Raw genomic sequence first — 26,710 nt, 5'->3', positions numbered from 1 at the left:
TCTGCGATGGCGATGCAAAAAATGCGCGCCGCATGACCGCCGCGCGCGCCGTCGGCCCCGCGCGCACACGCCGTGCCCGCTGTCGGCCGCCCCGGCACGTGTCTTGCGTTCGTGCCCGGTATCGAACCGCTCCGGTCCGCCAGACAACAAGGAGGCCGCGATGATCGGCCATATCGAACTCGTCGGACGCCTGCTGCTCGCCGCGCTGCTCGGCAGCGTGATCGGGCTCGAACGCGAACGGCTGAACTGGGCCGCCGGGTTGCGCACGCACATGCTGGTGTGCGTCGGCTCGGCCCTCGTGATGCTCGTCTCCACCTTCGGCTTCGAGGACGTGCGCGGGCAATACGGCGTCGTGCTCGATCCGTCGCGGGTCGCGGCGCAGGTGGTCTCGGGCATCGGCTTTCTCGGCGCCGGCTCGATCCTGCTGCGCGGCGAAGTCGTGCGCGGGCTGACGACGGCCGCGAGCCTGTGGGCGGTGGCCGGCGTCGGCCTGGCCGCCGGCGGCGGCATGTACGTCGCGTCGATCGGCGCGACGGCGATCGTGCTCGCGATCCTGGCGGGCGTGAAGCCGCTCGAGCGCCGCTTCATCGCGCAGCGGCAGCAGCGCACGCTGCGGCTCGTCGTCGAGCGCGGCGGCCTGACGCTCGGCGTCCTGCACGACACGCTCGGCGCGGGCCGCGTGCGCGTGAAGCGGTTCATCGTCCAGCAGTCCGACGACGATCCGGAGACCGACGACATCTCGATATCGTTCTCGCGCACGAGCGGCGCGGAATTTGCGGCGATCTGCGAATCCCTGCAAGGCATCGCCGGCGTGCGGACCTGCAGTCCCGACACCTCGTCAAGGAGTTTCGCGTGACCCAGACCGACCTGCTTTCCTATCTCGTGTCGAGCCAGCTGGCCGCGCGCATGCGCGGCGGCGCCTGGCTCACGACCAGCCAGGTGGTCGGCGCGCTGCGCGCGTGGCTCGCGTGCCATCACGCCGAATGCGGCTGGCTCGACCGGATCCGGATCGCGAACGCGTCCGCGACGATCGCGCAACGCATCTACGACATCGCGGCCGCGTACGGCGAACCCGAGCACGGCGAACGCGTCCGGCTCGACGCCGGTTCGCCGGAACTGCAGGCGCTGCGCGCACGTTGCGACGCGCTGCTGCAACGCATCGACGGCGGCCGGAACGTCGACACCCGATGATCGCGCCGGACCGCAAGCCGCGCGCCGCCGTCGCGACGGCGGGCCCCGACGAGGCGGCGGCCGCCCCCTCGCGCACGGACGAACCGGTGCGACACGGCCTGCTCGAATGCGGACGCAACTGCGACACGATCCGCAGCGCGGACCGCTTCGCGATGCTGGTGGACGGCGCCGCGTATTTCGCGACGCTGCGCGCCGCGCTGCGGCGGGCGCGCCATACGGTGTTCATCGTCGGCTGGGACGTCGACAGCCGGATGCGCCTCGCGCCGGCCGACGCCGCCGGCGACGGGCTGCCCGACACGCTCGGCGCGTTCCTGCACGCGCTCGCGGCCGCGCGCCACAACCTGCGCATCTACGTGCTCGCGTGGGACTTCGCGATGATCTACGCGCTGGAGCGCGACTGGCCGCCCGTCTATCGCGCCGCATGGCGCGCGCATCGCGGCATCCGGTTCCGCCTCGACGACACCCATCCGCGCGGCGCGTCGCATCACCAGAAACTCGTCGTGATCGACGACCGGCTCGCGTTCGTCGGCGGGCTCGACCTGACGCGCGAGCGCTGGGATACGCCTGCGCACGCGGCCGACGATCCGCGCCGCCGTGACGCCCGCGGCATGCCGTACGGCCCGTTTCACGACGTGCAGGCGATGTTCGACGGCGACGCGGCCGCCGCGATCGGCGAGCAGGCGCGCACGCGCTGGCGCAATGCATGCGGGCGTCCGATCGCGATCCGCGCGCAGCGCCATCTCGAGCGTGACGAAGACGTCGATCCGTGGCCGCCCGGCGCGCGCGTCGACGTGAGCCACGTGCGGCTCGGCATCGCGTACACGGCGCCGCGCCACCGCGACCGCGAGCCGGTACGACAGGTGCGCGCGCTCGTCGAGGACACGATTCGCGCCGCGCGGCGCCACCTGTACATCGAGAACCAGTATTTCACCGCGGCCGTGGTGCGCGAAACGTTGTCCGCGCGACTGGCCGACCCGCACGGGCCGGACGTGACGGTCGTGGCACCCCGCGTGCAGAGCGGCTGGCTGCAGGAAGCGACGATGGGCGTGCTGCGCGCGCGGCTGCACGACACGCTCAAGTCCGCCGACCGCTTCGGCCGCTACCGGCTGCTGTACCCGCACGTCGACGGCCTCGGCGACGCATGCGTGAACGTGCACAGCAAGATCGAGATCGTCGACGACGAATGCATCGTGATCGGCAGCGCGAACCTGAACAACCGGTCGATGGTGCTCGACACCGAATGCTGCATCGCGCTCGTCGCGGCGGGCGAGCCGCGCATCCGCGCCGCGATCGCCGGCCTGCGCGACCGCCTGCTGGCCGAACATCTCGGCACGCCGCCGGCCACGGTCGCCGCTGCGTTCGCGCAAGGCGACCGGCCGAACGCCGCGCTCGACCGGCTGCGCGCGAAACCGGGCCGCACGCTGCGCGTGCTCGACCCGGTCGTGACGCCGCAGCTCGACGCGTTGGTGCCGGTCAGCGCGCGGCTCGACCCCGAGCAGCCAATCGAGCCGGACCGGTTCGTCCGCGAATTCCTGCCGCGCGAGCAGCATCGCCCGCTGACCGCGCGCTTCCTCGCGCTCGGCGCGGCCGTGCTGCTGATCGCGGCGCTCGCGTTCGCGTGGCGCTTCTCGCCGCTCGGCAAGGCGCTGAACGTCGCGGCGCTCGCGCAGGCGGCGGCCCGCGCCGCGGCACTGCCGGGCGCGCCCGCCCTGCTGCTGGCCGGCTACGTGGTCGCGGCGACGCTGTCGGTGCCGATCACGCTGCTGATCGCCGCGACGGGGCTCGTGTTCGGCGCGTGGCCGGGCTTCGCTTACGCGGCCGTCGGCTCGCTGACGGCCGCCGCCGCGACCTACGGGATCGGCCGCTGGCTCGGGCGCGACGCGGTGCGCCGATTCGCCGGCGCACGCGCGAACCGGCTCAGCGAACACATCGGCCGGCGCGGCGTGGTCGCGATGGCCGTGCTGCGGCTGCTGCCGATCGCGCCGTTTACGATCGTGAACCTGGTCGCCGGCGCCTCGCACATCGGCCTGCGCGACTTCCTGGTCGGCACCGCGATCGGGATGCTGCCGGGCATCGTGTTGACGGTCACCTTCGCGCACCAGCTGACCGCCGCGTTCCGCCATCCGGGCCCCGGCGCATTCGCGTGGCTCGCGGCGATCGGCGTCGCGCTGGTCGGCGTGTCGGTGCTGCTCGTCAGGGTGCTGCGACGATGGTGCTGAGCCGACAGCCGGCCCCGCCGCCGGACATCGTCACGTCGGACGGCGCGCCCGCCGCCGCGCCGGGCGGACGCGACCTGCGCATCGCGACGTACAACATCCGCGGCGGCTACGGTGCGTGGCCCGCGCGCGCGGCCGATCGAATCGCGGCGGTGATCCACGAGCTCGACGCGGACGTGATCGCGCTGCAGGAAGTGCCGCTCGGCGGCACGCGCGCGCCCGACGTGCTCGCGCACCTGCGCGACGCGACCGGCATGCACGCGGTGGCCGGCCCGACCATCGACACGCCGGAGCGCCGCTACGGCAACGCGGTGCTGTCACGCTGCCCGATCCGCGCCGCGCGCACGCTCGACCTGTCGTTCCACCCGCGCGAGCCGCGCGGCGCGCTCGATGCGGACATCGACTGCGGCGCCGGCACGCTGCGCGTGGTCGCGACCCATCTCGGGCTGTCGGCGAACGAACGCAGCGCGCAGGTGCAGCGGCTGCTTGCCGCTTTCGACACCGGTGCGATGCCGGTGATCCTGATGGGCGACATCAACGAGTGGTTCGTGCGCGGCCGCGCGCTGCAGGCGCTGGTCACGCGATTCCGCCGCGCGCCGGCGCCGCGCACGTTCCCGACGCTGTACCCGGTGTTCTCGCTCGACCGGATCTGGATCCATCCGGGCGAGTTGCTGGTCGACGTGACCGTGCATCGCAGCATGCTGGCCCGGCGCGCGTCGGATCATTACCCGCTCGTCGCGCGCATGCGTGCGCGGTCCGCGCCCGGCACGCCGCCCGCGCGCGACGCGCACCACGCCGACGAAACCTGACGGAGCATGCCCATGCGAACCGACGAACTCGACGGAACGGCCCTCGACTACTGGTGCGCACGCGCACTGTGCGCGGACGACGAAAACACGCTGTACTTCACGGCCATCGAGCCGCAGGTGATCGTGACCGCCGCGTGCGATGCGTTGCGGCGCCTCGACGCGCATTTCGCGCCGTCGGCGTCGTGGGCCGACGCGGGGGCGGTACTCGATCGCGTCGGCGACCTGCGGATCGCGCGGCGCGGCGACGGCGTCGAATGCGACGCGTGCTTCATCGACGGCCCGTCGACCTGCGCGGCACGCGCGCCCGACGCGCGCACCGCGCTGCTGCGCGCGTTCGTGCGCGCGCGCTTCGGCGACGAGGTCGATACCCCGCCGCCGTTCCCACACCGGATCGAGCGCGGCGCGCCGGTGCGCTACGACCCCGGTGCGCCGCTGCCCGAAGCGGACGACGATCCGGCCATCGGCGACAGTTCGGACATTCGCTCGATTCCGCGCATGTGACGACGCCGGACGCCGAGGCATGGGCCATGCGCGCGATGCAGTGACCCTCCCGTGTTCATGTAAAAACGACAGGGTGCCGCCCCCGGCATCGCGCCCGAACGTTGCCGCGCCGGGCGCCGCGCCGCAGGCACGCGCGTTGCGGCGCACGGCCGTTACCGTTCGCCGACGCCCGGACCCGCCATCCCATGAACGCCACCCCGCCCTTCGCTCCCCACCTCTACTTCTGCGACGCGCGCCTCGTCGGCCCGCTCGACGCGTGGCCCGACACGTTCGCGCACATCGCCGGCATGGGCTTCGATCACGTGCTGATCGGCGGCTTCTGGGCCGCGAGCGTCGCGGGTTTTCCGCGGCACGTCGCCGACTTCCACCGGCCGGCCGCGACGTTCGCGACGCGCGCCGGCGCGCTCGAAACCTTCTCGCGGCTCGCCCAGCTCGCGCACGGCCACGGGCTGCGCGTGCTGCTCGAAGTCGTGCCCGACCGCATCGCGCGCGACAATCCGCTGCGCGCCGAGCATCCGGACTGGTACGCCGAGCGCGCGCACGACGACGCGCTGATCGATCCGCGCTGCGGCGCGCATGAACTCGACGTCGCCCATGCGCGGGTCGGCGACGACGCGACGCACGACGCGCTCGCCGCGTGGTGGTGCGCGCATCTCGCCGCGTTCGCGGACGCCGGCGCGGCCGGCTTCCTGATCGACGCGCCGCATCACCTGCCGGCCGCGTGGTGGCCCGGCTGGCGCGCGGCGCTGCGTCGCGCACGCCCGGACGTCGCGGTGCTGGCCGGCGTGCCCGGCCATGCGCGCGACGCGCTCGCGCAACTCGAGGGAGCCGGCTTCGACGCGGTGTTCTCGTCGGTACGCTGGTGGGATCTGCGCTCGCCGTGGTTTGCGGACGAGCACCGGCTGCTGCGCCGCATCGGCTCGCCGATCGCGTTTCCCGACGCCTTCGACGGCCCGCGTCTCGCCGACGACTGGCACGACGCGCCGGACGAGACGCTCGCCCGCGCGTACCACCGCGCGCTGTGGACCGCGGCTGCGCTCGGCACCGGCTGGCTCGTGCCGATGGGTTTCGAGCGCGGCATCACGCTGCCGCTGATGGTGCGCGATGCGGACGCCGCGCGCTATCGCGCCGCGTTCGACGGCGCGCGCTTCGACCTGTCCGGCGCGATCGCCGACGCGAACGCGTGGCGCCGCGCGACGCCGCTTGCGGCCGGGCGCGGCGAAATCGCGCAACTGAGCGCGCCCGGCGCGGCCGCGACCGCGCTGCTGCGCGGCATGGGCCCGTCGCTCGAGCACGACGACACGGCACTGCTGATCGCGCTGAATCCCGCTCTCGATGCCGACGCGCCGGTCGATCCCGCGACGATCCTGCCCGGTGTGCCGGGCGGCTTCACGCAGGTCGCGACGCCGGCGGGCACGCACACGCATGCACCGGTCGCGCTGGCCGCGTTCACGCTCGAACCCGGCGGCTACGCGCTGCTCGACGCGCGGCGCGCGCCGCCCGCGACCGCGCGCGCCGGCGCCGCGGACGAGCGCGCCGCGCTGTCCGCCGCGCTCGCGGCCGACCGGATCGCGATCGAACGCGTCGAGCCGGCGGTCGACGGCGGCCGCTTCGCGATCAAGCGCGTGATCGGCGAAACGCTGGTTGTGCACGCATCGATCTTCACCGACGGCCATGCGCATCTCGCGGCCGCGCTGCAGTGGCGCGCGGACGACGAAGACGACTGGCGCGAAGTGCCGTTCGTCGCGGAACCGAACGACCGCTGGCACGCGCGCATCGCGCTCGAGCGGCTCGGCCGCCACGCGTTCCGCGTGATCGCGTGGCGCGACGACTGGGCCTCGCTCGTCACCGACATCGCGAAGAAACGCGCGGCCGGCCAGGACGTGACGCTGGAGGTGCGCGAGGCGCAGTTGCTGCTCGCGACCGCGCTGAAGCGCGCCGCGCCGGACGCTGCGCACGCGGTCCGGCAGATGGAACGGCTGGCGGCCGACCTCGACGACGCGTCGCACGAACACCGTCTCGCACTGATTGGCGAACCCGCGCTCGCCGACGCCTACGCGGCGCTGCGCTACCGGCCGTTCGTCACGCACGACGAGACCGTCTACCCGGTCGAGGTCGAGCGCCGCGCCGCACGCTTTTCCAGCTGGTACGAACTGTTTCCGCGCTCGGCGAGCAACGACCCGCACCGGCACGGCACCTTTGACGACGTGATCGCGCAACTGCCGCGCATTCGCGACATGGGCTTCGACGTGCTGTATTTCCCGCCGATCCATCCGATCGGCACGACCGCGCGCAAGGGCCGCAACAACACGCTGAAGGCCGGCCCCGACGACGTCGGCAGCCCGTACGCGATCGGCTCGCCGGACGGCGGCCACACGGCCGTGCATCCGCAGCTCGGCACGCTCGCGTCGTTCCGCGCGCTGGTCGATGCGGCGCGCGCGCAGGGGCTCGAAATCGCGCTGGATTTCGCGATCCAGTGCTCGCCCGACCATCCGTGGCTCGCCGCCCATCCGGGCTGGTTCGCGTGGCGGCCCGACGGCTCGCTGCGCTATGCGGAAAATCCGCCGAAGCGCTACCAGGACATCGTGAATCCCGACTTCTATGCGCCCGACGCGCTGCCCGACCTGTGGCTCGCGCTGCGCGACGTGGTGCTGTTCTGGGTCGAAGCCGGCGTGCGGATCTTCCGCGTCGACAACCCGCACACGAAGCCGCTGCCATTCTGGGCGTGGATGATCGCGGACGTGCGCGGCAAGCATCCGGACGTCGTGTTCCTGTCGGAGGCGTTCACGCGGCCCGGGATGATGTACCGGCTCGCGAAGATCGGCTTCTCGCAGTCGTATACGTACTTCACGTGGCGCGAGACGAAGCACGAATTCATCGACTACCTGACCGAGCTGAGCGCCGGTCCCGCGCGCGAGTTCTTCCGGCCGAACTTCTTCGTGAACACGCCCGACATCAATCCGCGCCACCTGCAGAACGCGCCGCGCTCGCAGTTCGTGATCCGCGCGGCGCTCGCGGCGACGCTCGCCGGCTCGTGGGGCCTGTACTCGGGCTTCGAGATCGGCGAATCGGCACCGCTGCCCGACAGCGAGGAATACGCGGACGCGGAGAAATACGAGCTGCGCGCGCGCGACTGGGCCAAGGCCGCGCACATCGGCGGCGAAGTCGCGCGGCTGAACCGCGCGCGGCGCGAGCATCCGGCGCTGCAGACCCACCTCGGCCTCACGTTCGCCGACGCGGACAACGACCAGGTGCTCGTGTTCGTGAAGGCGACGCCCGCGCACGACAGCGTCGTCGCGGTCGCGATCAGCCTCGACCCGTGGCATCCGCAGGCCACGAACTTCATGCTCGATGCGTCGCTGTGGCGCGGCCTCGGGCTCGTCGACGGCGAACCGCTCGACGCGCTCGAACAGGACGCCGCGCGCGCCGAAACCTGGCGCGGGCATCGCCAGTACGTGTCGCTCGACCCGCACGTGCGGCCCTATGCGATCTGGCGGCTCGCGCCGTCTCCCGGCGCCGCGCGAGCACCGGCGCCCGACCCGGGCGGTGCCCGGGGCCCTTCCGGAGCACACGCATGATGAAACGCGAAGACTCCCTCGACGACGTGCGGCGCGCGCAGTTCCCGTCGCTCGCCCCGGCCGGCACGCCGCGCCGGCGCCGTGCGCGGCGCCGCGCACCCGCGCTCTGCGCGGACGACCCGCTGTGGTACAAGGACGCGATCATCTACCAGGTGCACGTGAAGTCGTTCTACGACTCGAACAACGACGGGATCGGCGACTTCCCCGGCCTGATCGCGAAGCTCGACTACATCGCCGAGCTCGGCGTCGATACCATCTGGCTGCTGCCGTTCTACCCGTCGCCGCGCCGCGACGACGGCTACGACATCGCCGACTACCGCGACGTGCATCCCGACTACGGCACGCTCGCCGACGTGCGGCGCTTCATCCGCGAAGCGCACGCACGCGGCATCCGCGTGATCGCCGAGCTCGTGATCAACCACACGTCGGACCAGCACCCGTGGTTCCAGCGCGCGCGGCGCGCGAAACCGGGCTCGATGCATCGCGACTACTACGTGTGGTCCGACACCGACACGAAATACGCGGGCACGCGGATCATCTTCCTCGATACCGAAACGTCGAACTGGACCCACGACCCGATCGCCGGCCAGTACTACTGGCACCGCTTCTACTCGCACCAGCCGGACCTGAACTTCGACAACCCGGCCGTGGTGCGCGAGGTGATCCAGGTGATGCGCTTCTGGCTCGATCTCGGCATCGACGGGCTGCGGCTCGACGCGGTGCCGTACCTGGTCGAGCGCGAAGGCACCAACAACGAGAACCTGCCCGAGACGCATGCGATCCTGAAGCGGATCCGCGCGACGATCGACGCCGAGTACCCGAACCGGATGCTGCTCGCGGAGGCGAACCAGTGGCCGGAAGACGTGCAGGAATACTTCGGCAACGAGGACGAATGCCACATGGCGTTCCACTTTCCGCTGATGCCGCGCATCTACATGTCGATCGCGAGCGAGGACCGCTTCCCTATCGTCGACATCATGCGGCAGACGCCGGCGCTCGCGCCGAGCAACCAGTGGGCCGTGTTCCTGCGCAATCACGACGAGCTGACGCTCGAGATGGTCACCGATTCGGAGCGCGACCTGCTGTGGCAGACCTATGCGAGCGACCGGCGCGCGCGGATCAATCTCGGCATCCGTCGCCGCCTCGCGCCGCTGATGGAGCGCGACCGGCGCCGCATCGAACTGATCAACTCGCTGCTGCTGTCGATGCCCGGCACGCCGGTGATCTACTACGGCGACGAGCTCGGGATGGGCGACAACATCCACCTGGGCGACCGCGACGGCGTGCGCACGCCGATGCAATGGTCGTCGGATCGCAACGGCGGCTTCTCGCGCGCGGACCCGGAACTGCTGGTGCTGCCGCCCGTGATGGGCTCGCTGTACGGCTACGACGCGATCAACGTGGAAGCCCAGACGCGCGACCCGCATTCGCTGCTGAACTGGACGCGCCGCATCCTGTCGACGCGCCGCGCGACGCAGTCGTTCGGGCGCGGCACGATCCGCTTCCTGCGCCCGGAGAACCGCAAGGTGCTCGCCTACCTGCGCGAACTCGAAGGCCACGAGACGGTGCTGTGCGTCGCGAACCTGTCGCGCGCGTCGCAGGCCGTCGAACTCGACCTGTCCGAATTCGCGGGCCGCGTGCCGATCGAGATGACGTCGGATTCGCCGTTTCCGCCGGTCGGCCAGCTCCCGTATCTCCTCACCTTCCCGCCGTACGGGTTCCTGTGGTTCGTGCTGTCCGAGCATGGCCGCGAGCCGTCGTGGCGGCAGCCGCACGCGCAGCCGCTGCCCGAGTACGTGACGATCGTGATGCGGCGCGGCGACGCGCGGCCGGACGTCGGCCAGCTGCATGCGCTCGCGCACGATGCGCTCGCGTCGTGGCTCGCACGGCGCCGCTGGTTCGCGTCGAAGGACCGCAAGATCGGCGACGCGTGGCTGAACGTCGTCACGCCGATGCCGGACGAGCCGTTCCAGTACGCGGAAGCATGGGTATCCGCGAGCGACGGCGGGGTCGAACGCTACGTCGTGCCGCTGGCCGCCGCGTGGGGCGGCGAGACGTCGCAGCCGCTGTTCGCGCAGCTCGCGCTCGCGCGCGTGCGGCGCGGCCATACCGTCGGGTACCTCACCGACGCGTTCGCGCTGCCGTCGTTCGCGCGCGGGATGCTGCGCAAGCTGCGCGACGGCGCGACGGTGCCGACTTCCGACGGCGGCCGCCTCGACTTCCTGCCCGAGCAGGCGCTCGCCGCGCTCGATCCCGGCGACGACGCCGAAGTGCGCTGGCTCGCGGCCGAGCAGAGCAACAGCTCGCTCGTGATCGGCGACGCGATCGTGCTGAAGCTGGTGCGCAAGGTCGCGCATGGGATCCATCCGGAAGCGGAGATGAGCCGCCACCTGACGCGGATCGGCTATGCGAACACCGCGACGCTGGCCGGCGAAGTCGTGCACGTCGATCCGGACGGCACGCCGCATACGGTCGCGATCCTGCAGCGCTACGTCGACAACCAGGGCGACGCGTGGACGCGTTCGTTCGACTTCCTGAGACGTGCGGTCGACGAGCTCGCGCTGCCGACCGTCGACGAAGGCGACGCGACGGAGTCCGGCGAGGAACCGGACGCGCTGCTCGGCTACGCGGCGTTCGCGGGGATCGTCGGCACGCGGCTCGGTCAGTTGCACGTCGCGCTCGCGCAGCCGTCCGACGACCCGGCGTTCGCGCCGGAGCGCGCGACCCCGGCACACGTCGATCACTGGCGCAGCGATGCGATCGCGTCCTTGGAGCACGCGCTCGACGTGCTGGGCACGCGGCTCGATACGCTGGCCCCCGCCGAGCGGGCCGCGGCCGACACGCTGCTCGCGTCGCGCGACGCGGCCGTGCGGGCGCTCGGCGAACTGGTGCCGCGCACCCTCGACGCGCAATGCACGCGAATCCACGGCGATTTCCATCTCGGCCAGGTGCTCGACGTGCAGGGCGATGCGCTGCTGATCGACTTCGAGGGCGAGCCCGCGCGCCCGCTGGAGCGGCGCCGCGCGAAGTCGCATCCGCTGCGCGACGTGGCCGGCTTCCTGCGCTCGCTGTCGTACGTGAGCGCGGCCGCGCAGTTCGTGATCGAGAAGGCGCCGCCGCAGGCGGCCGGCCGCAAGCGCGCGCTGTTCGACCGCTTCGGGCAGGCCGCCGCCGACCGCTTCGTCGAATGCTATCGCGCGGCCGCCGAGCAGGCGCCCGAACGCTTCGTCGACCCGCGTTATGCCGATCGCCTGCTCGCGCTGTTCCTGATCGACAAGGCGTCGTACGAGCTGTGCTACGAAGCCGCGAACCGCCCCGACTGGCTCGGCGTGCCGGTCGGCGGGCTCGCCGCGCTCGTCGAACGCCTGCTCGACACGCACGGTGAACCCGACGACGGAGGCACCCGATGACCGACACGCTGTTCGACCGCCACGATATCGATGCGCTGCTCGCCGGGCGCCATCCGGACCCGTTCGCGTGCCTCGGCCCGCACCGGGATGCCGGGCGGATCGTCGTGCGCGCGCTGCTGCCCGGCGCGCGGCGCGTGCGCGCGGTGACGCCCGACGGCGACGAACTCGGCACGCTCGCGTGCGTCGACGAAGCCGGCTGCTTCGCCGGGACGATCGCGCGCGACGGCCACTACCGGCTCGCGATCGAGTGGCCCGACACGCGGCAGGTGACCGACGATGCGTATGCGTTCGGCACGCTGCTCGACGACGCGGCGCTCGCGCGGTTCGCGGCCGGCGACCCGGCCGCCGTGCTCGAGTGCCTCGGGGCGACGCCCACGCGCGTCGACGGCATCGACGGCGTGCGCTTCGCGGTATGGGCGCCGAACGCGCAGCGCGTGTCGGTGGTCGGCGACTTCAACACCTGGGACGGCCGCCGTCATCCGATGCGGCTGCGGCGCCCGTGGGGCGTGTGGGAACTGTTCGTGCCGGACATCGGCGCCGGCGAGCACTACAAGTACGAGCTGTGCGCGAGCGACGGCCGCGTGCTGCCGCACAAGGCCGATCCGTGCGCGCGCGCGACCGAAGCGCCGCCGCGCACCGCATCGGTGGTCGCCGACACGGCGGCGCTCGACGCGTTCGCATGGCATGACGACGGCTGGATCCACGCGCGGCCGCATCCGGATCGTCGCTTTCGGGTGCCGTGGTCGATCTACGAGGTGCATCCGGAATCGTGGCAGCGCGTGCCCGAGGAAATGGACCGCAGTTCGACCTGGGACGAACTCGCCGAGCGGCTGATCCCGTACGTGCGCGGCATGGGCTTCACGCACGTCGAGTTCATGCCGATTTCCGAGTACCCGTTCGGCGGCTCGTGGGGCTACCAGCCGCTCGCGCAGTTCGCGCCGTCGGCGCGCTTCGGGCCGGTCGACGGCTTCGCGCGCTTCGTCGACCGCGCGCACGCGGCCGGCATCGGCGTGATCGTCGACTGGGTGCCCGCGCATTTCCCGAACGATCCGCACGGCCTCGCGCAGTTCGACGGCAGCGCGCTGTACGAGCACGCCGATCCGCGCGAGGGCATGCACCCCGACTGGAACACCTGCGTGTTCAACCTCGGGCGCAACGAGGTCGGCGCGTTCCTCGTCGCGTCGGCGCTCGCGTGGGCGCGCCGCTACCACGTCGACGGGATCCGCGTCGACGCGGTCGCGTCGATGCTGTACCGCGACTACTCGCGCAAGGAAGGCGAATGGGTGCCGAACATCCACGGCGGGCGCGAGAACCTCGAAGCGGTCGCGTTCCTGCGCACGCTGAACGACACGCTGCACGGTGCGCTCGCGCCGCCCGGCATCGTCACCTTCGCGGAGGAATCGACCGCGTGGCCGGGCGTCACCGCGGCGACCGGCGACGGCGGGCTCGGCTTCGACTTCAAGTGGAACATGGGCTGGATGCACGACACGCTCGCGTATCTGCGCGAGGATCCGATCCATCGCCGCTATCACCACGACCGGATGACGTTCGGGCTCGTGTATGCGTTCTCCGAGCGCTTCGTGCTGCCGCTGTCGCACGACGAGGTCGTGCACGGCAAGGGTTCGCTCGCCGCGAAGATGCCCGGCGACGCGTGGCAGCGGCTCGCGACGCTGCGCGCGTACTTCGGTTTCATGTGGGCGCATCCGGGCAAGAAGCTGCTGTTCATGGGCAGCGAATTCGCGCAATGGGCCGAGTTCGCGCACGATGCGACGCCGCACTGGGACCTGCTCGACGCGCCCGCGCATCGCGGCGTGCAGCGGCTCGTGCGCGACCTGAACCGCACGTACGCGGCCGAACCGGCGCTGCATGCGCTCGATTGCCATGCGGCCGGCTTCGCGTGGCTGATCGGCGACGATCGCGACAACAGCGTGTTCGCGTTCGCGCGCCGCGACGACACCGGGCGTCTCGTCGTCGCGGTCTGCAACTTCACGCCGGTGCCGCGTGCCGGCTATCGCGTCGGGTTGCCCGCGCCCGGGCAGTGGCGTGAACTGATGAACACCGATGCCGCCGTGTACGGCGGCACGAATGCCGGCAACGACGGCACCGTGTCGACGGAGGCGATCCCCGCGCACGGCGAGTCGTGGTCGGCCACCTTGCGCCTGCCGCCGCTCGCGACGCTGTGGCTGAGCCCGGCCTGACACCCGGCGCCCTCGACACGGAGACGATCCCCATGCCGACCGCCCTGCCCGCCCGTCTCGAACCCGGCCGCTGCCATCCGCTCGGCGCGGCCTGGGACGGCCTCGGCACCAACTTCGCGGTGTTTTCCGCGCATGCGCAGCGTGTCCAGCTGTGCGTGTTCGACCCGACCGGCCGCAAGGAGCTCGCGCGCCTCGACCTGCCCGAATGCACCGACGAGGTATGGCACGGCTACCTGCCGAACGCGCATCCGGGCACCGTGTACGGCTTTCGCGCGGACGGCCCGTACCAGCCGCAGCACGGCCATCGCTTCAATCCGACCAAGCTGCTGCTCGACCCGTACGCGCGCAAGCTGGTCGGCCACTTTCGCTGGTCCGACGCGCTGTTCGGCTATCGCGTGCATTCGAACCGCGCGGACCTGTCGATGGATCGCCGCGACTCGGCGCCCGCGATGCCGAAGGCCGTGGTGGTCGACGAGGCGTTCGACTGGAGCATGGACCGGCGCCCCGACGTGCCGTGGCGCAGCACCGTGATCTACGAGACCCACGTGCGCGGCGCGTCGATGCGCCGCGCCGGGTTGCGCGCGCCGGAGCGCGGCACGTTCGCGTCGCTCGCGCATCCGGCGTTCATCGATCACCTGCTGTCGATCGGCGTGACGACGGTCGAGCTGCTGCCGGTGCACGCGTTCCTGCAGCAGCGCGCGCTCGTGAACCGCGGGCTGCGCAACTACTGGGGCTACGACACGGCCGCGTTCTTCGCGCCGGAGCCGGCCTACCTGTCGACGCGGCGGCTCGACGAGATGCGCATCGCGATCCGGCAGCTGCACGCGGCCGGCATCGAAGTCGTGCTCGACGTCGTCTACAACCACACGTGCGAAGGCAACGAGCTCGGCCCGACGCTGTCGTGGCGCGGCCTCGACAACGCGAGCTACTACCGGCTGCGACCGGACGACCCGCGCTACCACGTCGACGAAACCGGCTGCGGCAACACGCTGAACCTGTCGCATCCGCGCGTCGTGCAGATGGTGATGGATTCGCTGCGCTACTGGGCGAGCGCATTCAACGTCGACGGCTTTCGCTTCGATCTCGGCGTGACGCTCGGCCGCGAGGATCACGGCTTCGAGCCGGGCGCGGGTTTCTTCGACGCGCTGCGGCAGGACCCGCTGCTCGCGCAGCGCAAGCTGATCACCGAGCCGTGGGATCTCGGCCCCGGCGGCTATCAGCTGGGCCGCCACCCGCCCGGCTTCGCCGAATGGAACGACCGCTTTCGCGACACCGTACGGCGCTTCTGGCGCGGCGACGCCGGGCAGCGCCCGGAACTCGCCGCGCGGCTCGCGGGCTCGGCCGACCTGTTCAATCATCACCGGCGCCGCACGTGGGCGTCGGTCAACTTCATCACCGCGCACGACGGCTTCACGCTCGCCGATCTCGTGTCGTATGCGGAAAAGCACAACGAAGCGAACGGCGAGGACAACCACGACGGCCACGGCGACAATTGCAGCGCGAACTGGGGCGTCGAAGGCGCCACCGACGACGCGTCGATCCGCGACCTGCGCGCGCGGGTCGCCCGCTCGATGCTCGCCACGCTGTTTACCGCGCTCGGCACGCCGATGATCGTGGCCGGCGACGAATTCGGCAGGACGCAGCACGGCAACAACAACGCATATTGCCAGGACAACGAACTGTCCTGGCTCGACTGGGATCTCGCGCGCAGCGACGAAGGTGCGCAGATGACGCGCTTCGTGTCGCGGCTCGCCGCGCTGCGGCGCATGTATCCGCTGATGTCGGCGCCGCGCTATCCGTCCGGCGACCGCGACGGTGCGCCGGGCATGCGCGAGATCGACTGGTTCGACGAGCGCGGCGACCCGCTGAGCGTGCCCGCGTGGGAGGACGGCGAGCGTCGCGCGCTGACGATGCGGCGCGTCGGCACCGGCCGCACCGGGCGCACCGAGGCGTTGCTCGTGATGCTGAATGCGTCGACCCACGTCGTCACGTTCACGCCGCCCGCACCCGTGCTCGACTATCGCGTGCTGCTCGACACCGCGACGCCCGACGCCGGCCCGCGCGGCTGGCCCGACGCCGGCCGCGACGTCGCCGCGCACGCGGCCGTGATCGCCGTCGCGGCCGTGCCACCCGCCCCGTCCTCGTGAGGAGCCGCCATGACGTCACGCACCGCCCATCCGCCCGGCACGCACGCATTCGCGTCGTCGTTCGGCGCGACCTGCCTCGACACGGAACACACGCGCTTCCGGTTGTGGGCGCCCGCGAGCCGCACGGCCGCGGTCGAACTGCACGGCGAACGGCGCGTCGCGATGCTGCCGGCCGGGGACGGCTGGTTCGAGGTCGTCGCGCCGTGCGGTCCCGGCACGCTGTACCGCTTCCTGCTCGACGACGGTCTCGTGGCACCCGATCCCGCATCGCGCTTCCAGCCGCATGACGTGCACGGCCCGAGCCAGGTCGTCGACCCGGCCGCATACCGCTGGCGCAACGACGCGTGGCGCGGGCGGCCGTGGCACGAGACGGTGCTGTACGAACTGCACGTCGGCGCATGCGGCGGCTATGCGAACGTCGAGCGGCGCCTGGCCGAGCTTGCCGCGCTCGGCGTGACCGCGATCGAGCTGATGCCCGTCAACGCGTTCCCGGGCGCGCGCAACTGGGGCTACGATGGCGTGCTGCCGTTCGCGCCCGCGGCGTCGTACGGACGGCCCGAGGAACTGAAGGCACTCGTCGACGCCGCGCACGGGCTCGGGCTGCAGGTGTTGCTCGACGTCGTCTACAACCACTTCGGCCCCGAAGGCAACCTGCTGCCGCGCTATGCACCGGGATTTTTCCGCGCGGACCGGCAGACCGCCTGGGGGCCCGCGATCGACTTCTCGTGTGCGCAGACGAGCGCGTTCTTCATCGACAACGCGCTGTACTGGCTCGACGAATTCCGCTTCGACGGCCTGCGCATCGACGCCGCGCATGCGATCGACGACGATGCATGGCTGCGCGAGCTCGCCCGCCGCGTGCGCGCGTATGCGGGCGACGCGCGCCACGTGCATCTGGTGCTCGAGGACGAGCGCAATCTGGCGAGCCTGCTCGGCCCCGGCGGTTTCGACGCGCAGTGGAACGACGACTTCCACAACAGCGCGCACGTGCTGCTCACCGGCGAGCGCGAAGGCTACTACCGCGCGTACGCCGATGCGCCGCTGCGCCATCTCGCGCGCACGCTCGGCGAAGGGTTCGCGTACCAGGGCGAACCGTCGCCGCTGCACGACGGCGCGCCGCGCGGCGAGCCGAGCGCGCACCTGCCGCCGACCGCGTTCGTCACGTTCCTGCAGAACCACGACCAGATCGGCAACCGCGCCTTCGGCGAGCGGCTGCGCGCGCTCGCGAACGACGACGCGGTGCGTGCGGCGACCGCGCTGATGCTGCTCGCGCCGCAGGTGCCGCTGCTGTTCATGGGCGAGGAAATCGGCAGCACGCAGCCGTTCCAGTTCTTCACCGACTATCGCGGCGCGCTCGCCGACGCGGTGCGCGAAGGCCGGCGCCGCGAGTTCGCCGCGTTTTCCGCGTTCGCCGATCCCGCGCATCGCGACGCGATTCCTGATCCGAACGACATCGGCACGTTCGTGCGCTCGTCGCCCGGTCATGCCGGTGACGACGCATGGCCCGACGCCGAAGCGTGGCGGCGCTTCTACCGCAGCGCGCTGGCCGTGCGCGCGGCGCTCGTGACGCCGCACCTGCCGGGCGCTCGCGCGCTCGGCGTCGAGCTGCTGTGCGCCGCCGGCAGCGGCATCGGCAACCGCGACGGCGACGGCAACGCGGAGGCGCTCGTCGCGCGCTGGCGGCTCGGCGACGGCAGCACGCTCACGCTCGCATTCAATCCCGGCTCGCGCGACGCGCTGCTGCCGATGCTGCCGGTCGGCAAGATCGTGTTCGAGACGCCGCCGCGCGCGCGCGACCGTCTGGCCGAGCGGCGGCTGCCCGCGCGCACCTGCATCGCGTGGCGCGACGGTGCGGTCAACCGCGATGCGCTCCATCACCGCACGAACGGGCACACACGACAATGACGACCGACGTGCCGATCGCCGACCTCGCGCGTGCGGCGGGGCTGGCGCCCGACTGGATCGACGCGGGCGGCGTCGCGCGGCGGGTGGGCGACGACGCGCTCGTCGCGCTCGTCGATGCACTCGGCTGGCCATGCGGCACGCCGATCGAGCGGGTCGACAGCGCGGCCGCGCTGACCGATGGCCGGGACGCAACGCCGCGGGTCGTCACCGGCGACGCCGGCGTGCCGCTGACGCTCCCGCGCAGCGTCGCGCCGCCGGGCGCGCGCTTGCGGATCGCGCTCGAAACGGGCGAGCACGTCGACGCTCGCGTGGCCGACGCGGGTGAATCCGGCGCACTGCCGCCGCTCGCGGTGCCCGGCTATCACGCGCTCGAGATCGGCGAGCAACGCATCGGGCTCGCCATCGCGCCGCCGCGTATGCGGCCGTTCACCGCCGACGACGGCGTGGCAGGTGCGCAGCGCCGCTGGGGCATCGCCGCCCAGTTGTACAGTCTGCGCCGCACGGGCGACGACGGCGCGGGCGACTACACCGCGCTCGCCGGCCTCGCCGCGCATGCGGCGCGGCACGGCGCGCACGCGGTCGCGATCAGCCCGACGCATGCCGGCTATCCGGCACTGCCCGAGCACGACAGCCCGTATTCGCCGTCGTCGCGGCGCTGGCACAACGTCGCGTATCTCGACTGCGACGCGGTGCCGGGCGCCGATATCGTGCAGCGGATGCGCGGCGCGGCGGCACATGGCGCTCCCGCGCCCGATACGCCGCTGATCGACTGGCCGCACGTGCTGCCGCTGAAGCTGCGCCGCTTGCGCGCGTGCTTCGATGCGTGGCGCGCGAACGGCGGGCCGTTGCGCGACGCGTTCGAGCAATTCCGTACGGCAGGCGGCGCGGCGCTCGACGCACACGCGCGCTTCGATGCGCTGCAGGCGTTCTGCATCGAACACGGGATCGGCGCGGACTGGCGGCAATGGCCCGCGCCGTGGCGCATGCCGGACTCGGCCGAGGTCGACGCCTTCGCACACGCGCATGCCGAGACGATCGCGTTCCATGCGTTCCTGCAATGGTGCGCGTCGGACGCGCTCGGCAACGCACAGCATGCGGCGCGCGAGGCCGGGATGGCGATCGGGTTGATCGCCGATCTCGCGGTCGGCTCCGATCGCGCGGGCAGCGACGCATGGGCGCACGGCACGACGCTGCTGCGCGGCGTGTCGGTCGGCGCGCCGCCCGACCTGTTCAATGCGGACGGCCAGGCCTGGGGCGTGACGACGTGGACGCCCGCCGCGCTGCGCGCGACCGGCTTCGCGCCGTTCGTCGACCTGTTGCGCGCCGCCTTCGCGCAGGCGGGCGGGGTTCGTATCGACCACGTGCTCGGCTTCGCGCGGATGTGGATCGTGCCGGACGGCGGCTCGCCGCGCGACGGTGCGTACTTGCACTATCCGCTCGACGATCTCGTGCGGCTGGTCGCGCTGGAGGCGGCACGGCATCGCGCGGTCGCGATCGGCGAGGATCTCGGCACGGTACCGGCCGGGTTTCGCGAGCGCCTCGGCGCGCGGGGGATCGCGGGAATGCGCGTGCTGTGGTTCGAGCGTGAGGCGGATGGCGCGTTTCGGCCGCCATCGGCGTGGGATCGCGACACGATCGCTATGACGTCGACGCACGATCTGCCGACCGTGGCGGGTTGGTGGCGTGGTGTCGATCTCGAGTGGCGGCGGGGGTTAGGTGATGCAGATGCAGATGCAGATGCCTCCGAGGATGCACGCACCGACGACGGGAGTGGCCAAACGCAACGCACCGCGAGCGCGCGTAATGTCGGTGACGACATCGGTCGCGCCGCGGCCGCACACCGAGCGGGACGTTACGAACGAAACAAACCTGCTTTGCGTGACGAGCATCCCGCCAAGGATGTCGGTCACGGCGTGCCCGCCACACGCGACACGCCGCCGCCCACCCCTGACCTCGCCCTCACTGCGGCCCGGGCCGAACGCGCGACCGAGCGCGCGGCACTGTGGCGCGCGTTGCAGCAAGCGGGCTGCGCGCCGCCCGGTGATCCGGTACCGCCTGCCGACACGCCACCCGTCGATGCAGTCCTCGCGTATGTCGCGCGCAGCCCGTCGCCGCTCGCGATCGTGCCGCTCGAGGATCTGCTCGCACTGGACGCCCAACCGAATCTCCCCGGCCCGCCCCGCGGCCATCCGAACTGGCTGCGCCGGCTGCCGCGCGCGGTCGACGCGCTGTTCGACGCCGACGTACGCAGACGCATCGCGGCGCTCGAGCGCGCACGCCGCGCCCGGGAGCAGGACGTATGATTCCGCGCGCGACCCTGCGACTGCAACTGCACGCCGGCTTCACGTTCGACGACGCGGCCGCGCACACCGACTATTTCGCGCGGCTCGGCGTGAGCCACCTGTACCTGTCGCCGATCACGACGGCCGAGCCCGGTTCGCTGCACGGCTACGACACCGTCGACCATCACACGATCAGCGCGGAACTCGGCGGCGCAGCCGGCTTCCGCCGCCTCGTCGACGCGTTGCACGCGCGCGGCCTCGGCGTGATCGCCGACATCGTGCCGAACCACATGGGCGTCGGCGGCGCATCGAACGGCTGGTGGAACGACGTGCTCGAATGGGGTCCGGCGAGCCCGTACGCGCGCTACTTCGACATCGACTGGCATCCGCCTGACGCGGCGCTCCACGGCAAGGTGCTGCTGCCCTGCCTCGGCGCGCCCTACGGCGACGCGCTCGCCGCCGGCGACGTCGCGCTCGGCGCCGAGCCGTCGAGCGGGCGTTTCTTCATCGCATGCGCGGGCAGGACGCTGCCGGTCGCCGCCGCGGCCTATGCCGAGATCCTGCGCATCGCCAACCGTGCGGACCTGAACGCGCTCGCCGAACGGTTCGCCGCCGCGCCGGTGCGCGGCAGCGCGCGGCTCGCGGACGCGCACACGGCACTGCGCGACTACGCCGCGGCACAGGGCCCGCATGCGTTCGACGCGATACTGCGCGGCGCCGATCCGCGCCGCGCACGCTCGCGCGCGTGCCTGCATCGATTGCTCGAACGCCAGCACTACCGGCTCGCGTGGTGGCGCACGGCCGCCGACGAGCTGAACTGGCGGCGCTTCTTCGACATCGCGACCCTCGCGGCCGTGCGCGTCGAGGACGAAGCGGTGTTCGACGCGGTGCACGCGCTGCCGCTGGCGCTTCATGCGGCCGGCTGCCTCGACGGCCTGCGCGTCGATCACGTCGACGGCCTCGCCGACCCGGGCGCGTACTGCCGCCGCCTGCAGGCGCGGCTCGCCGCGCAGCGCGACGAGCGGCCCTATCTCGTCGTCGAGAAGATCCTCGCGCCGGGCGAGACGCTGCGTGAAGACTGGCGCGTCGACGGCACGACCGGCTACGACTTCATGAACGACGTCGCCGCGCTGCTGCACGATCCGGCTGGCGCGGCGCCGCTCGCCGCGCACTGGGCGGCCGTGTCGGGCTCGGCGCGGTCGTTCGCGCAGGAGGCGGCGGCCGGCAAGCGGCGCGTGCTGAAGCGGCAGCTCGCCGGCGAGCACGAACGTGTCGCGCGGGCGTTGCACCGCATTGCGCGCGCGGCACCCGCGACGCGCGACCTCAGCCGGATCGCGATCCAGCGCGTGCTGGGCGAACTCGCGGTGCACCTTCCCGTGTACCGGATGTACCCGACACCCGGCAACGAGCCGACCGGCGCCGATCGTCGCGTGCTGGCGCACGCGTACGACGCGGCGTGCGCGACGATCGATCCGTCCGACCGCTACGCGCTCGATCGCGTCGCCGGCTGGCTCGGGCTGCCGGGCCTGCGCGCGCCGCGCGCGGATGCCGCGGCGCTGCACGCGGCGCGCGTCGCGTTCGCGCAGCTCACCGCGCCGCTCGCCGCGAAGGGCGTCGAGGATACCGCCAACTATCGCTACGGCCGGCTGCTGTCGCGCAACGAGGTCGGTGCCGATGCGGGCGATTTCAGCCTGTCGCGCGGGGCGTTCCATGCGCGCAACCGCCGTCGCGCGCGCACCGTTCCGCATACGCTCGTCGCGACCGCGACCCACGATCACAAGCGCGGCGAAGATGCGCGCGCGCGGCTCGCGGTGCTCAGTGAAGTGCCGGACCCGTGGCGCGCGGTGTCGCTCGACTGGTCCGCGCTGAACCAGCCGCGGCGCGGCGGCGCGCATCGCGATCTCGCGTGGGCGCCGGGGCCGGCTGCGGAAGCGCTGCTGTACCAGACGCTCGTCGGCTGCTGGCCGCCGGCGCTCGCGCCCGACGATGCGGCCGGGCTGGCTGCGCTTGCCGAGCGCGTGGTGCGCTGGCAGACGAAGGCGCTGCGCGAAGCGAAACAGCATACGGACTGGCTCGCACCCGACGCGGACTACGAGCGCGACTGCGAACGGTTCGTCGGCGCGATCCTGACGCCGCATGGCGCGGGCGATTTCGTGCACCGGCTGCATGGGTTCGTCGCACGGATCGCACCGGCCGGTGTCGTCAACAGCCTCGCGCAGGCGGCGCTGCGGATGGCGTCGCCGGGTGTGCCCGATCTGTATCAAGGTACGGAGTCGTGGGATCACTCGCTCGTCGATCCGGACAACCGGCGCGACGTGCCGTTCGCGCAGCTCGCGGCCGAGCGGGTCGACGAACCGGTCGCCGCGTACCTGCGGGACTGGCCCGACGCACGCGTGAAGCGCGCGCTTGTCGAGCGGATGCTCGCGCTGCGCGCCCGCTGGCCGGCGACGTTCTCGGATGGTGCGTATGTGCCGCTGCGCGTGCGCGGCAGGCTCGGGCGGCATGCGCTCGCGTTCGCACGCTGCGACGCGACGGCGACGGTCGTGGTCGTCGTGACGCGGCTCGCGTGCCGGTTGCTCGGCGAAGTGCCGGGGTTGCCGCGCATCGCGCCTGAGGAATGGGGCGATACCGCGATCGTGTTGCCGCGCGGCGCGAGCGAGCGGTGGATCGACTGGCTGAACGACGGGAGCGAAATCGAGGCGCCGGACGGCATGCTGCGGCTCGATCGCTGTCTTGCCGCGTTGCCGGTCGCGGCGCTGGTGGCAGCCGATACGATGAGCCGGTAGCGGTAATCGGATTTGTGCAAAGACGGTCGGCGCCCCGAGGCAAACCATCTCACCGCGTTCCAGCATTTCCGCTCAACACGCCAACAACATGGCAGTGGCAGCGTCCGGACACACGCCTTGAAACTGGCTGGGCGCCAGCAACGGGCGCGGTACATCCTCGCGGCCGACGCGCACGAAACCAAAACCGTCGAAATAGTCCTCCGCGGTCGTCGTCAGCAACCCGATCGCATGGACCGAGCGTGCGCGGTACGTCGCGATCAGCCGCGCAACGATCGCGCGGCCGACGCCGCTCCCTTGCGCGCGCGGTGCGACGGCGATCGACCGGATCAGCGCGAAGTCTCCGTGGAATTCCATACCGCCGCATCCGGTCAACGCGGGCGGATCGGCGAGCACGATGAAGTTTTCCAGATGCTCCGCGACACCCGTAGTCGGCAGGTTCGACGCGCGAAGCAATGCCTCGATCGCGGCCAGGTCGGATAACGCTGCAGAACGAAGTTGCATGACATCGATTCCCGATTGGATGAGCGGTACCCGTACGGTTCAAATCCCCCGCTGATTCACCCGCTTCGACAACGCCTCCGCGCTTTCCTTCCGTTCGCTGTACCGGTCGACCAGATACGGGCCGATGTCGCGCGTCAGCAGCGTGAACTTCACCAGTTCCTCCATCACGTCGACGACGCGATCGAAATAGGCCGACGGCTTCATCCGCCCCGCTTCGTCGAATTCCATGAACGCCTTGGCCACCGACGACTGGTTCGGGATCGTCAGCATGCGCATCCAGCGTCCGAGCACACGCATCTGGTTCACCGCATTGAACGACTGCGATCCGCCGCTGACCTGCATCACCGCGAGCGTCTTGCCCTGCGTCGGCCGCACCGCGCCGACCGACAGCGGAATCCAGTCGATCTGCGACTTCATGATGCCGGTCATCGCGCCATGTCGTTCCGGCGAGCACCAGACCATCCCCTCCGACCACATCACCAGCTCGCGCAATTCGACCACCTTCGGGTGCCTTTCGGGCGCATCGTCGGGCAGCGGCAGGCCGCTCGGATTGAACACGCGCACCTCGGCGCCCATCGCCGTGAGCAAGCGCTCGGCCTCCTCGACCAGCAGGCGGCTGAACGAACGCTCGCGCAGCGAGCCGTACAGCAGCAGGAAACGCGGCGGATGCGTCGACGGCGACGCCGGCCGCAAGCGGCTCGCGTCCGGCACGCGGAAGAGTTCGGCGTCGAGCTGCGGCAGGTCGGTCAGTCGGTCGGTCATGGATGGATTCCGTGGTTTGCTCAAGCGCGCTCGTACCAGCCCTTCGACCGGTTCACGATGCGCACCACCAGCAGCATGACCGGCACTTCGATCAGCACGCCGACGACGGTCGCGAGCGCCGCGCCGGAGTGGAAACCGAACAGGCTGATCGCGGCCGCGACGGCCAGCTCGAAGAAGTTGGACGCGCCGATCAGCGCGGACGGGCATGCAATGTTGTGCTTCTCGCCCACGGCGCGATTGAGCCAGTATGCGAGCGCGGCGTTGAAGAACACCTGGATCAGGATCGGCACCGCGAGCAGCGCGATCACCAGCGGCTGCTTCAGGATCGCTTCGCCCTGGAACGCGAACAGCAGCACGAGCGTGGCCAGCAGCGCGGCGATCGACCACGGGCCGATTTTCGTCATCGCGGCGTCGAACGCAGCTTGCCCGTTCGCGAGCAACACCTTGCGCCAGATCTGCGCGAGGATCACCGGAATCACGATGTAGAGCACGACCGACGTGAGCAGCGTCGCCCACGGCACGGTAATCGCGGACATCCCCAGCAGCAGCCCGACCAGCGGCGCGAACGCGATCACCATGATGCTGTCGTTCAGCGCGACCTGCGACAGCGTGAACAGCGGATCGCCGCCGGTCAGCCGGCTCCACACGAACACCATCGCCGTGCACGGCGCGGCGGCCAGCAGGATCAAACCGGCGATGTAGCTGTCGAGCTGGTCCGCCGGCAGCATCGGCGCGAACAGATGCCGGATGAACAGCCAGCCGAGAAACGCCATCGAGAACGGCTTGACCAGCCAGTTCACGACGAGCGTGACGCCGATGCCTTTGACGTGCTGACGCACTTCATGCAACGCCCCGAAGTCGACCTTGACCAGCATCGGGATGATCATCACCCAGATCAGCAGCCCGACCGGCAGGTTGACCTGCGCGTACTCCATGCGGCCGATCTGCTGGAACACGCCGGGCAGCACCTGGCCGAGCGCAATGCCGGCGACGATGCACAGCGCGACCCAGACCGTCAGGTAGCGTTCGAAGAAATTGATCGCGGGCTTCGCAATGGCATAGCGAGGCGGGATCGCGTTGGACGTGTTCATCGAAGAGGATTCCGTGCGGGAGCAACGCACGCGGCACGCCGTTTCACGCGCGCCGCCGTGCGAGCATTCAGTTTCGCGAGATGGCGGTCAACGCCGCCTGCAGTTCGGCGTCGCTCATGCGCTCGAGCGGCAGCGCCAGCAGTTGCAGCATCCGGTAGCCGAGCGCCTCGCGCGTCAGTTCGAACGCGAGCCGCTTGCCGGCATCGCCGCCCTCGGCGTTCGACGGGTCGGCGTAGCCCCAATGCACTCGCACCGGGCTGCCCGGCCAGTACGGGCAAGCCTCCGCGGCCGCGCTGTCGCATACCGTGATGACGACGCGCAGGCGCGGCGCGCCGTCGCCGACGAATTCGTCCCAGCTCTTGCTGCGGTATCCGGTGACGTCGACACCGGCGCGCGTGAGCGCATCCAGCGCGAACGGATTGAGCCGGCCGCTCGGCGCGCTGCCGGCGCTGTAGGCGCGCACGTCGCGGCCGAGTTTCCCGGCCCAGTGGTTGAGCATTCCCTCCGCGAGCACGCTGCGCGCGGAGTTGTGGGTACAGAGAATCAGGACGTTGGTGGTCATGGGCGGGCGGGTGAATGCGTGCTCAGGTTTGGCCGGAGCAGGACGTCGAACAGGCGGACACCGGCGTGCACGGATTGCCGCCGCAGCAGTTCTCGGTGAGGTAGCCGATCAGCCCGTTCATCGTCGCGAAGTTCGCGCAATAGAACACGAAGCGGCCTTCCTGGCGGCTCGTGACGAGCTGCGCATGGGCCAGTTCCTTCAGATGAAACGACAGCGACGACGGCGGCACGTCGAGCAGCGTCGCGATTTGCCCGGCCGGCAAGCCCGACGGGCCGGCCTGCACGAGCGCGCGAAAGACGGCGAGGCGCGACTCATGCGCGAGTGCCGCCAGCGCGGCGATGGTCTGGTTCGTTTCCATATTTCGATAATACTCGAAATATGGAAACGATGGCAGTAATGCATCGCTTCCCGCCGCCGCGCGTCACACCGTCACGACCATTCTTCGGGCGGCATCGCGCCGCCGTCATCCTCCCACTGCGGCTCGCCGGCCCCTTCCTTGCGGGTCGGCGCCACCGGCCCGTTCCCGCTGCTGCGTTCGTTTCGCCGCGTGCCGTCGCGGGACGTCGCCGCGCGCACGCGCGCCCGCGTGCGGGTCGGCGCGACGGTCCGCTGTTCGCTGCCGCGGCGCTCGTCGGTCGACGACGCGCCCTGGGTCTGTCGCGCATTCGAAGCTGCGTTCATGTGTGCCCTCCCGGCTCATTGAAAGAGACCTTCGTTGAAACGCGCAGCAATTCGGGTGCCGCCTGTCGGGCAAGCGCCTTGCTCCCCCGT

Annotated in this window: 18 protein-coding genes; 12 read left to right on the top strand and 6 right to left on the bottom strand. The window is 71.5% G+C overall.

Going from position 1 to position 26,710, the window contains the following annotated elements; all coding sequences use genetic code 11:
- The first annotated feature begins 160 nt into the window (after positions 1-160).
- From DID99_RS04460 to treY, 12 genes are all read left to right on the top strand, one after another.
- Complete coding sequence (locus DID99_RS04460; protein WP_124528698.1) at positions 161-856, top strand: MgtC/SapB family protein; 696 nt, start codon at positions 161-163, stop codon at positions 854-856.
- Positions 853-1,191 carry a hypothetical protein gene (locus DID99_RS04455; protein WP_124666161.1) on the top strand — a complete coding sequence of 113 codons (339 nt, stop codon included), beginning with the start codon at positions 853-855 and terminating at the stop codon, positions 1,189-1,191. Before DID99_RS04460 ends, DID99_RS04455 begins: the two co-directional genes overlap by 4 nt.
- A complete protein-coding gene (locus DID99_RS04450) occupies positions 1,188-3,410 on the top strand; it encodes a VTT domain-containing protein (protein WP_124666160.1) in 2,223 nt (740 codons plus the stop codon). The genes DID99_RS04455 and DID99_RS04450 overlap by 4 nt, the downstream gene beginning before the upstream one ends.
- Positions 3,401-4,216 (top strand): endonuclease/exonuclease/phosphatase family protein, encoded by an 816-nt coding sequence (locus tag DID99_RS04445; protein ID WP_124521753.1) that lies wholly within the window; start codon positions 3,401-3,403, stop codon positions 4,214-4,216. Before DID99_RS04450 ends, DID99_RS04445 begins: the two co-directional genes overlap by 10 nt.
- Positions 4,217-4,228: 12 nt before the next feature.
- The gene (locus DID99_RS04440) at positions 4,229-4,717 is read left to right on the top strand and encodes a phage protein NinX family protein (protein WP_124666159.1); all 489 of its coding nucleotides are present in this window, start codon (positions 4,229-4,231) and stop codon (positions 4,715-4,717) included.
- A gap of 185 nt (positions 4,718-4,902) precedes the next feature.
- Positions 4,903-8,295: an alpha-1,4-glucan--maltose-1-phosphate maltosyltransferase gene (locus tag DID99_RS04435; protein ID WP_124666158.1), complete on the top strand. Its 3,393-nt coding sequence runs from the start codon at positions 4,903-4,905 to the stop codon at positions 8,293-8,295.
- Positions 8,295-11,705, top strand: a complete 3,411-nt coding sequence (treS, locus tag DID99_RS04430) for a maltose alpha-D-glucosyltransferase (RefSeq protein WP_124666258.1) — start codon at positions 8,295-8,297, stop codon at positions 11,703-11,705. Before DID99_RS04435 ends, treS begins: the two co-directional genes overlap by 1 nt.
- Complete coding sequence (glgB, locus tag DID99_RS04425) at positions 11,702-13,903, top strand: 1,4-alpha-glucan branching protein GlgB (protein WP_124666157.1); 2,202 nt, start codon at positions 11,702-11,704, stop codon at positions 13,901-13,903. The genes treS and glgB overlap by 4 nt, the downstream gene beginning before the upstream one ends.
- Positions 13,904-13,935: 32 nt before the next feature.
- Entirely contained in the window at positions 13,936-16,050 is a 2,115-nt protein-coding gene (gene glgX, locus DID99_RS04420; protein WP_124666156.1) for a glycogen debranching protein GlgX, read from the top strand.
- Positions 16,051-16,059: 9 nt separating this feature from the next.
- Positions 16,060-17,955 (top strand): malto-oligosyltrehalose trehalohydrolase, encoded by a 1,896-nt coding sequence (gene treZ / locus DID99_RS04415; RefSeq protein WP_124666155.1) that lies wholly within the window; start codon positions 16,060-16,062, stop codon positions 17,953-17,955.
- Positions 17,952-20,258 (top strand): 4-alpha-glucanotransferase, encoded by a 2,307-nt coding sequence (gene malQ, locus DID99_RS04410; protein WP_124666154.1) that lies wholly within the window; start codon positions 17,952-17,954, stop codon positions 20,256-20,258. Before treZ ends, malQ begins: the two co-directional genes overlap by 4 nt.
- A complete protein-coding gene (gene treY / locus DID99_RS04405; RefSeq protein WP_124666153.1) occupies positions 20,255-23,023 on the top strand; it encodes a malto-oligosyltrehalose synthase in 2,769 nt (922 codons plus the stop codon). The genes malQ and treY overlap by 4 nt, the downstream gene beginning before the upstream one ends.
- Before the next feature lie 72 nt (positions 23,024-23,095).
- Here treY and arsN2 read toward each other — a convergent pair whose 3' ends face one another.
- The 6 genes from arsN2 to DID99_RS04375 all read right to left on the bottom strand — a co-directional run bounded on the left by arsN2 (position 23,096) and on the right by DID99_RS04375 (position 26,620).
- A complete protein-coding gene (gene arsN2 / locus DID99_RS04400) occupies positions 23,096-23,524 on the bottom strand; it encodes an arsenic resistance N-acetyltransferase ArsN2 (protein WP_124666152.1) in 429 nt (142 codons plus the stop codon).
- 39 nt (positions 23,525-23,563) lie between these two features.
- Positions 23,564-24,286 (bottom strand): arsenical resistance protein ArsH, encoded by a 723-nt coding sequence (gene arsH, locus DID99_RS04395; RefSeq protein WP_124666151.1) that lies wholly within the window; start codon positions 24,284-24,286, stop codon positions 23,564-23,566.
- 20 nt (positions 24,287-24,306) lie between these two features.
- Entirely contained in the window at positions 24,307-25,377 is a 1,071-nt protein-coding gene (gene arsB, locus DID99_RS04390) for an ACR3 family arsenite efflux transporter (RefSeq protein WP_124666150.1), read from the bottom strand.
- A gap of 67 nt (positions 25,378-25,444) precedes the next feature.
- Positions 25,445-25,939: an arsenate reductase ArsC gene (locus DID99_RS04385; protein ID WP_124521731.1), complete on the bottom strand. Its 495-nt coding sequence runs from the start codon at positions 25,937-25,939 to the stop codon at positions 25,445-25,447.
- A 22-nt stretch (positions 25,940-25,961) separates the two neighbouring features.
- Positions 25,962-26,297: a helix-turn-helix transcriptional regulator gene (locus DID99_RS04380; RefSeq protein ID WP_124521825.1), complete on the bottom strand. Its 336-nt coding sequence runs from the start codon at positions 26,295-26,297 to the stop codon at positions 25,962-25,964.
- Between the two features lie 71 nt (positions 26,298-26,368).
- Positions 26,369-26,620 carry a hypothetical protein gene (locus DID99_RS04375; RefSeq protein ID WP_124666149.1) on the bottom strand — a complete coding sequence of 84 codons (252 nt, stop codon included), beginning with the start codon at positions 26,618-26,620 and terminating at the stop codon, positions 26,369-26,371.
- Between the last annotated feature and the right edge of the window lie 90 nt (positions 26,621-26,710).

Source organism: Burkholderia sp. Bp8986 (genome assembly GCF_003854225.1).
Classification (GTDB): Bacteria; Pseudomonadota; Gammaproteobacteria; order Burkholderiales; family Burkholderiaceae; genus Burkholderia.
Note: the sequence above shows the minus strand (reverse complement) of the source record. Positions and strands in the feature narration are given on the sequence as shown.

What these genes read in the sequence shown, in the direction of transcription:
- DID99_RS04460 (WP_124528698.1), top strand. Translation starts at nt 161, where the DNA reads ATGATCGGCCATATCGAACTCGTCGGACGCCTGCTGCTCGCCGCGCTG.
- DID99_RS04450 (WP_124666160.1), top strand. Translation starts at nt 1,188, where the DNA reads ATGATCGCGCCGGACCGCAAGCCGCGCGCCGCCGTCGCGACGGCGGGC.
- DID99_RS04445 (WP_124521753.1), top strand. Translation starts at nt 3,401, where the DNA reads ATGGTGCTGAGCCGACAGCCGGCCCCGCCGCCGGACATCGTCACGTCG.
- DID99_RS04440 (WP_124666159.1), top strand. Translation starts at nt 4,229, where the DNA reads ATGCGAACCGACGAACTCGACGGAACGGCCCTCGACTACTGGTGCGCA.
- DID99_RS04435 (WP_124666158.1), top strand. Translation starts at nt 4,903, where the DNA reads ATGAACGCCACCCCGCCCTTCGCTCCCCACCTCTACTTCTGCGACGCG.
- treS (WP_124666258.1), top strand. Translation starts at nt 8,295, where the DNA reads ATGAAACGCGAAGACTCCCTCGACGACGTGCGGCGCGCGCAGTTCCCG.
- glgB (WP_124666157.1), top strand. Translation starts at nt 11,702, where the DNA reads ATGACCGACACGCTGTTCGACCGCCACGATATCGATGCGCTGCTCGCC.
- glgX (WP_124666156.1), top strand. Translation starts at nt 13,936, where the DNA reads ATGCCGACCGCCCTGCCCGCCCGTCTCGAACCCGGCCGCTGCCATCCG.
- treZ (WP_124666155.1), top strand. Translation starts at nt 16,060, where the DNA reads ATGACGTCACGCACCGCCCATCCGCCCGGCACGCACGCATTCGCGTCG.
- malQ (WP_124666154.1), top strand. Translation starts at nt 17,952, where the DNA reads ATGACGACCGACGTGCCGATCGCCGACCTCGCGCGTGCGGCGGGGCTG.
- treY (WP_124666153.1), top strand. Translation starts at nt 20,255, where the DNA reads ATGATTCCGCGCGCGACCCTGCGACTGCAACTGCACGCCGGCTTCACG.
- arsN2 (WP_124666152.1), bottom strand. Translation starts at nt 23,524, where the DNA reads ATGCAACTTCGTTCTGCAGCGTTATCCGACCTGGCCGCGATCGAGGCA.
- arsH (WP_124666151.1), bottom strand. Translation starts at nt 24,286, where the DNA reads ATGACCGACCGACTGACCGACCTGCCGCAGCTCGACGCCGAACTCTTC.
- arsB (WP_124666150.1), bottom strand. Translation starts at nt 25,377, where the DNA reads ATGAACACGTCCAACGCGATCCCGCCTCGCTATGCCATTGCGAAGCCC.
- DID99_RS04385 (WP_124521731.1), bottom strand. Translation starts at nt 25,939, where the DNA reads ATGACCACCAACGTCCTGATTCTCTGTACCCACAACTCCGCGCGCAGC.
- DID99_RS04380 (WP_124521825.1), bottom strand. Translation starts at nt 26,297, where the DNA reads ATGGAAACGAACCAGACCATCGCCGCGCTGGCGGCACTCGCGCATGAG.
- DID99_RS04375 (WP_124666149.1), bottom strand. Translation starts at nt 26,620, where the DNA reads ATGAACGCAGCTTCGAATGCGCGACAGACCCAGGGCGCGTCGTCGACC.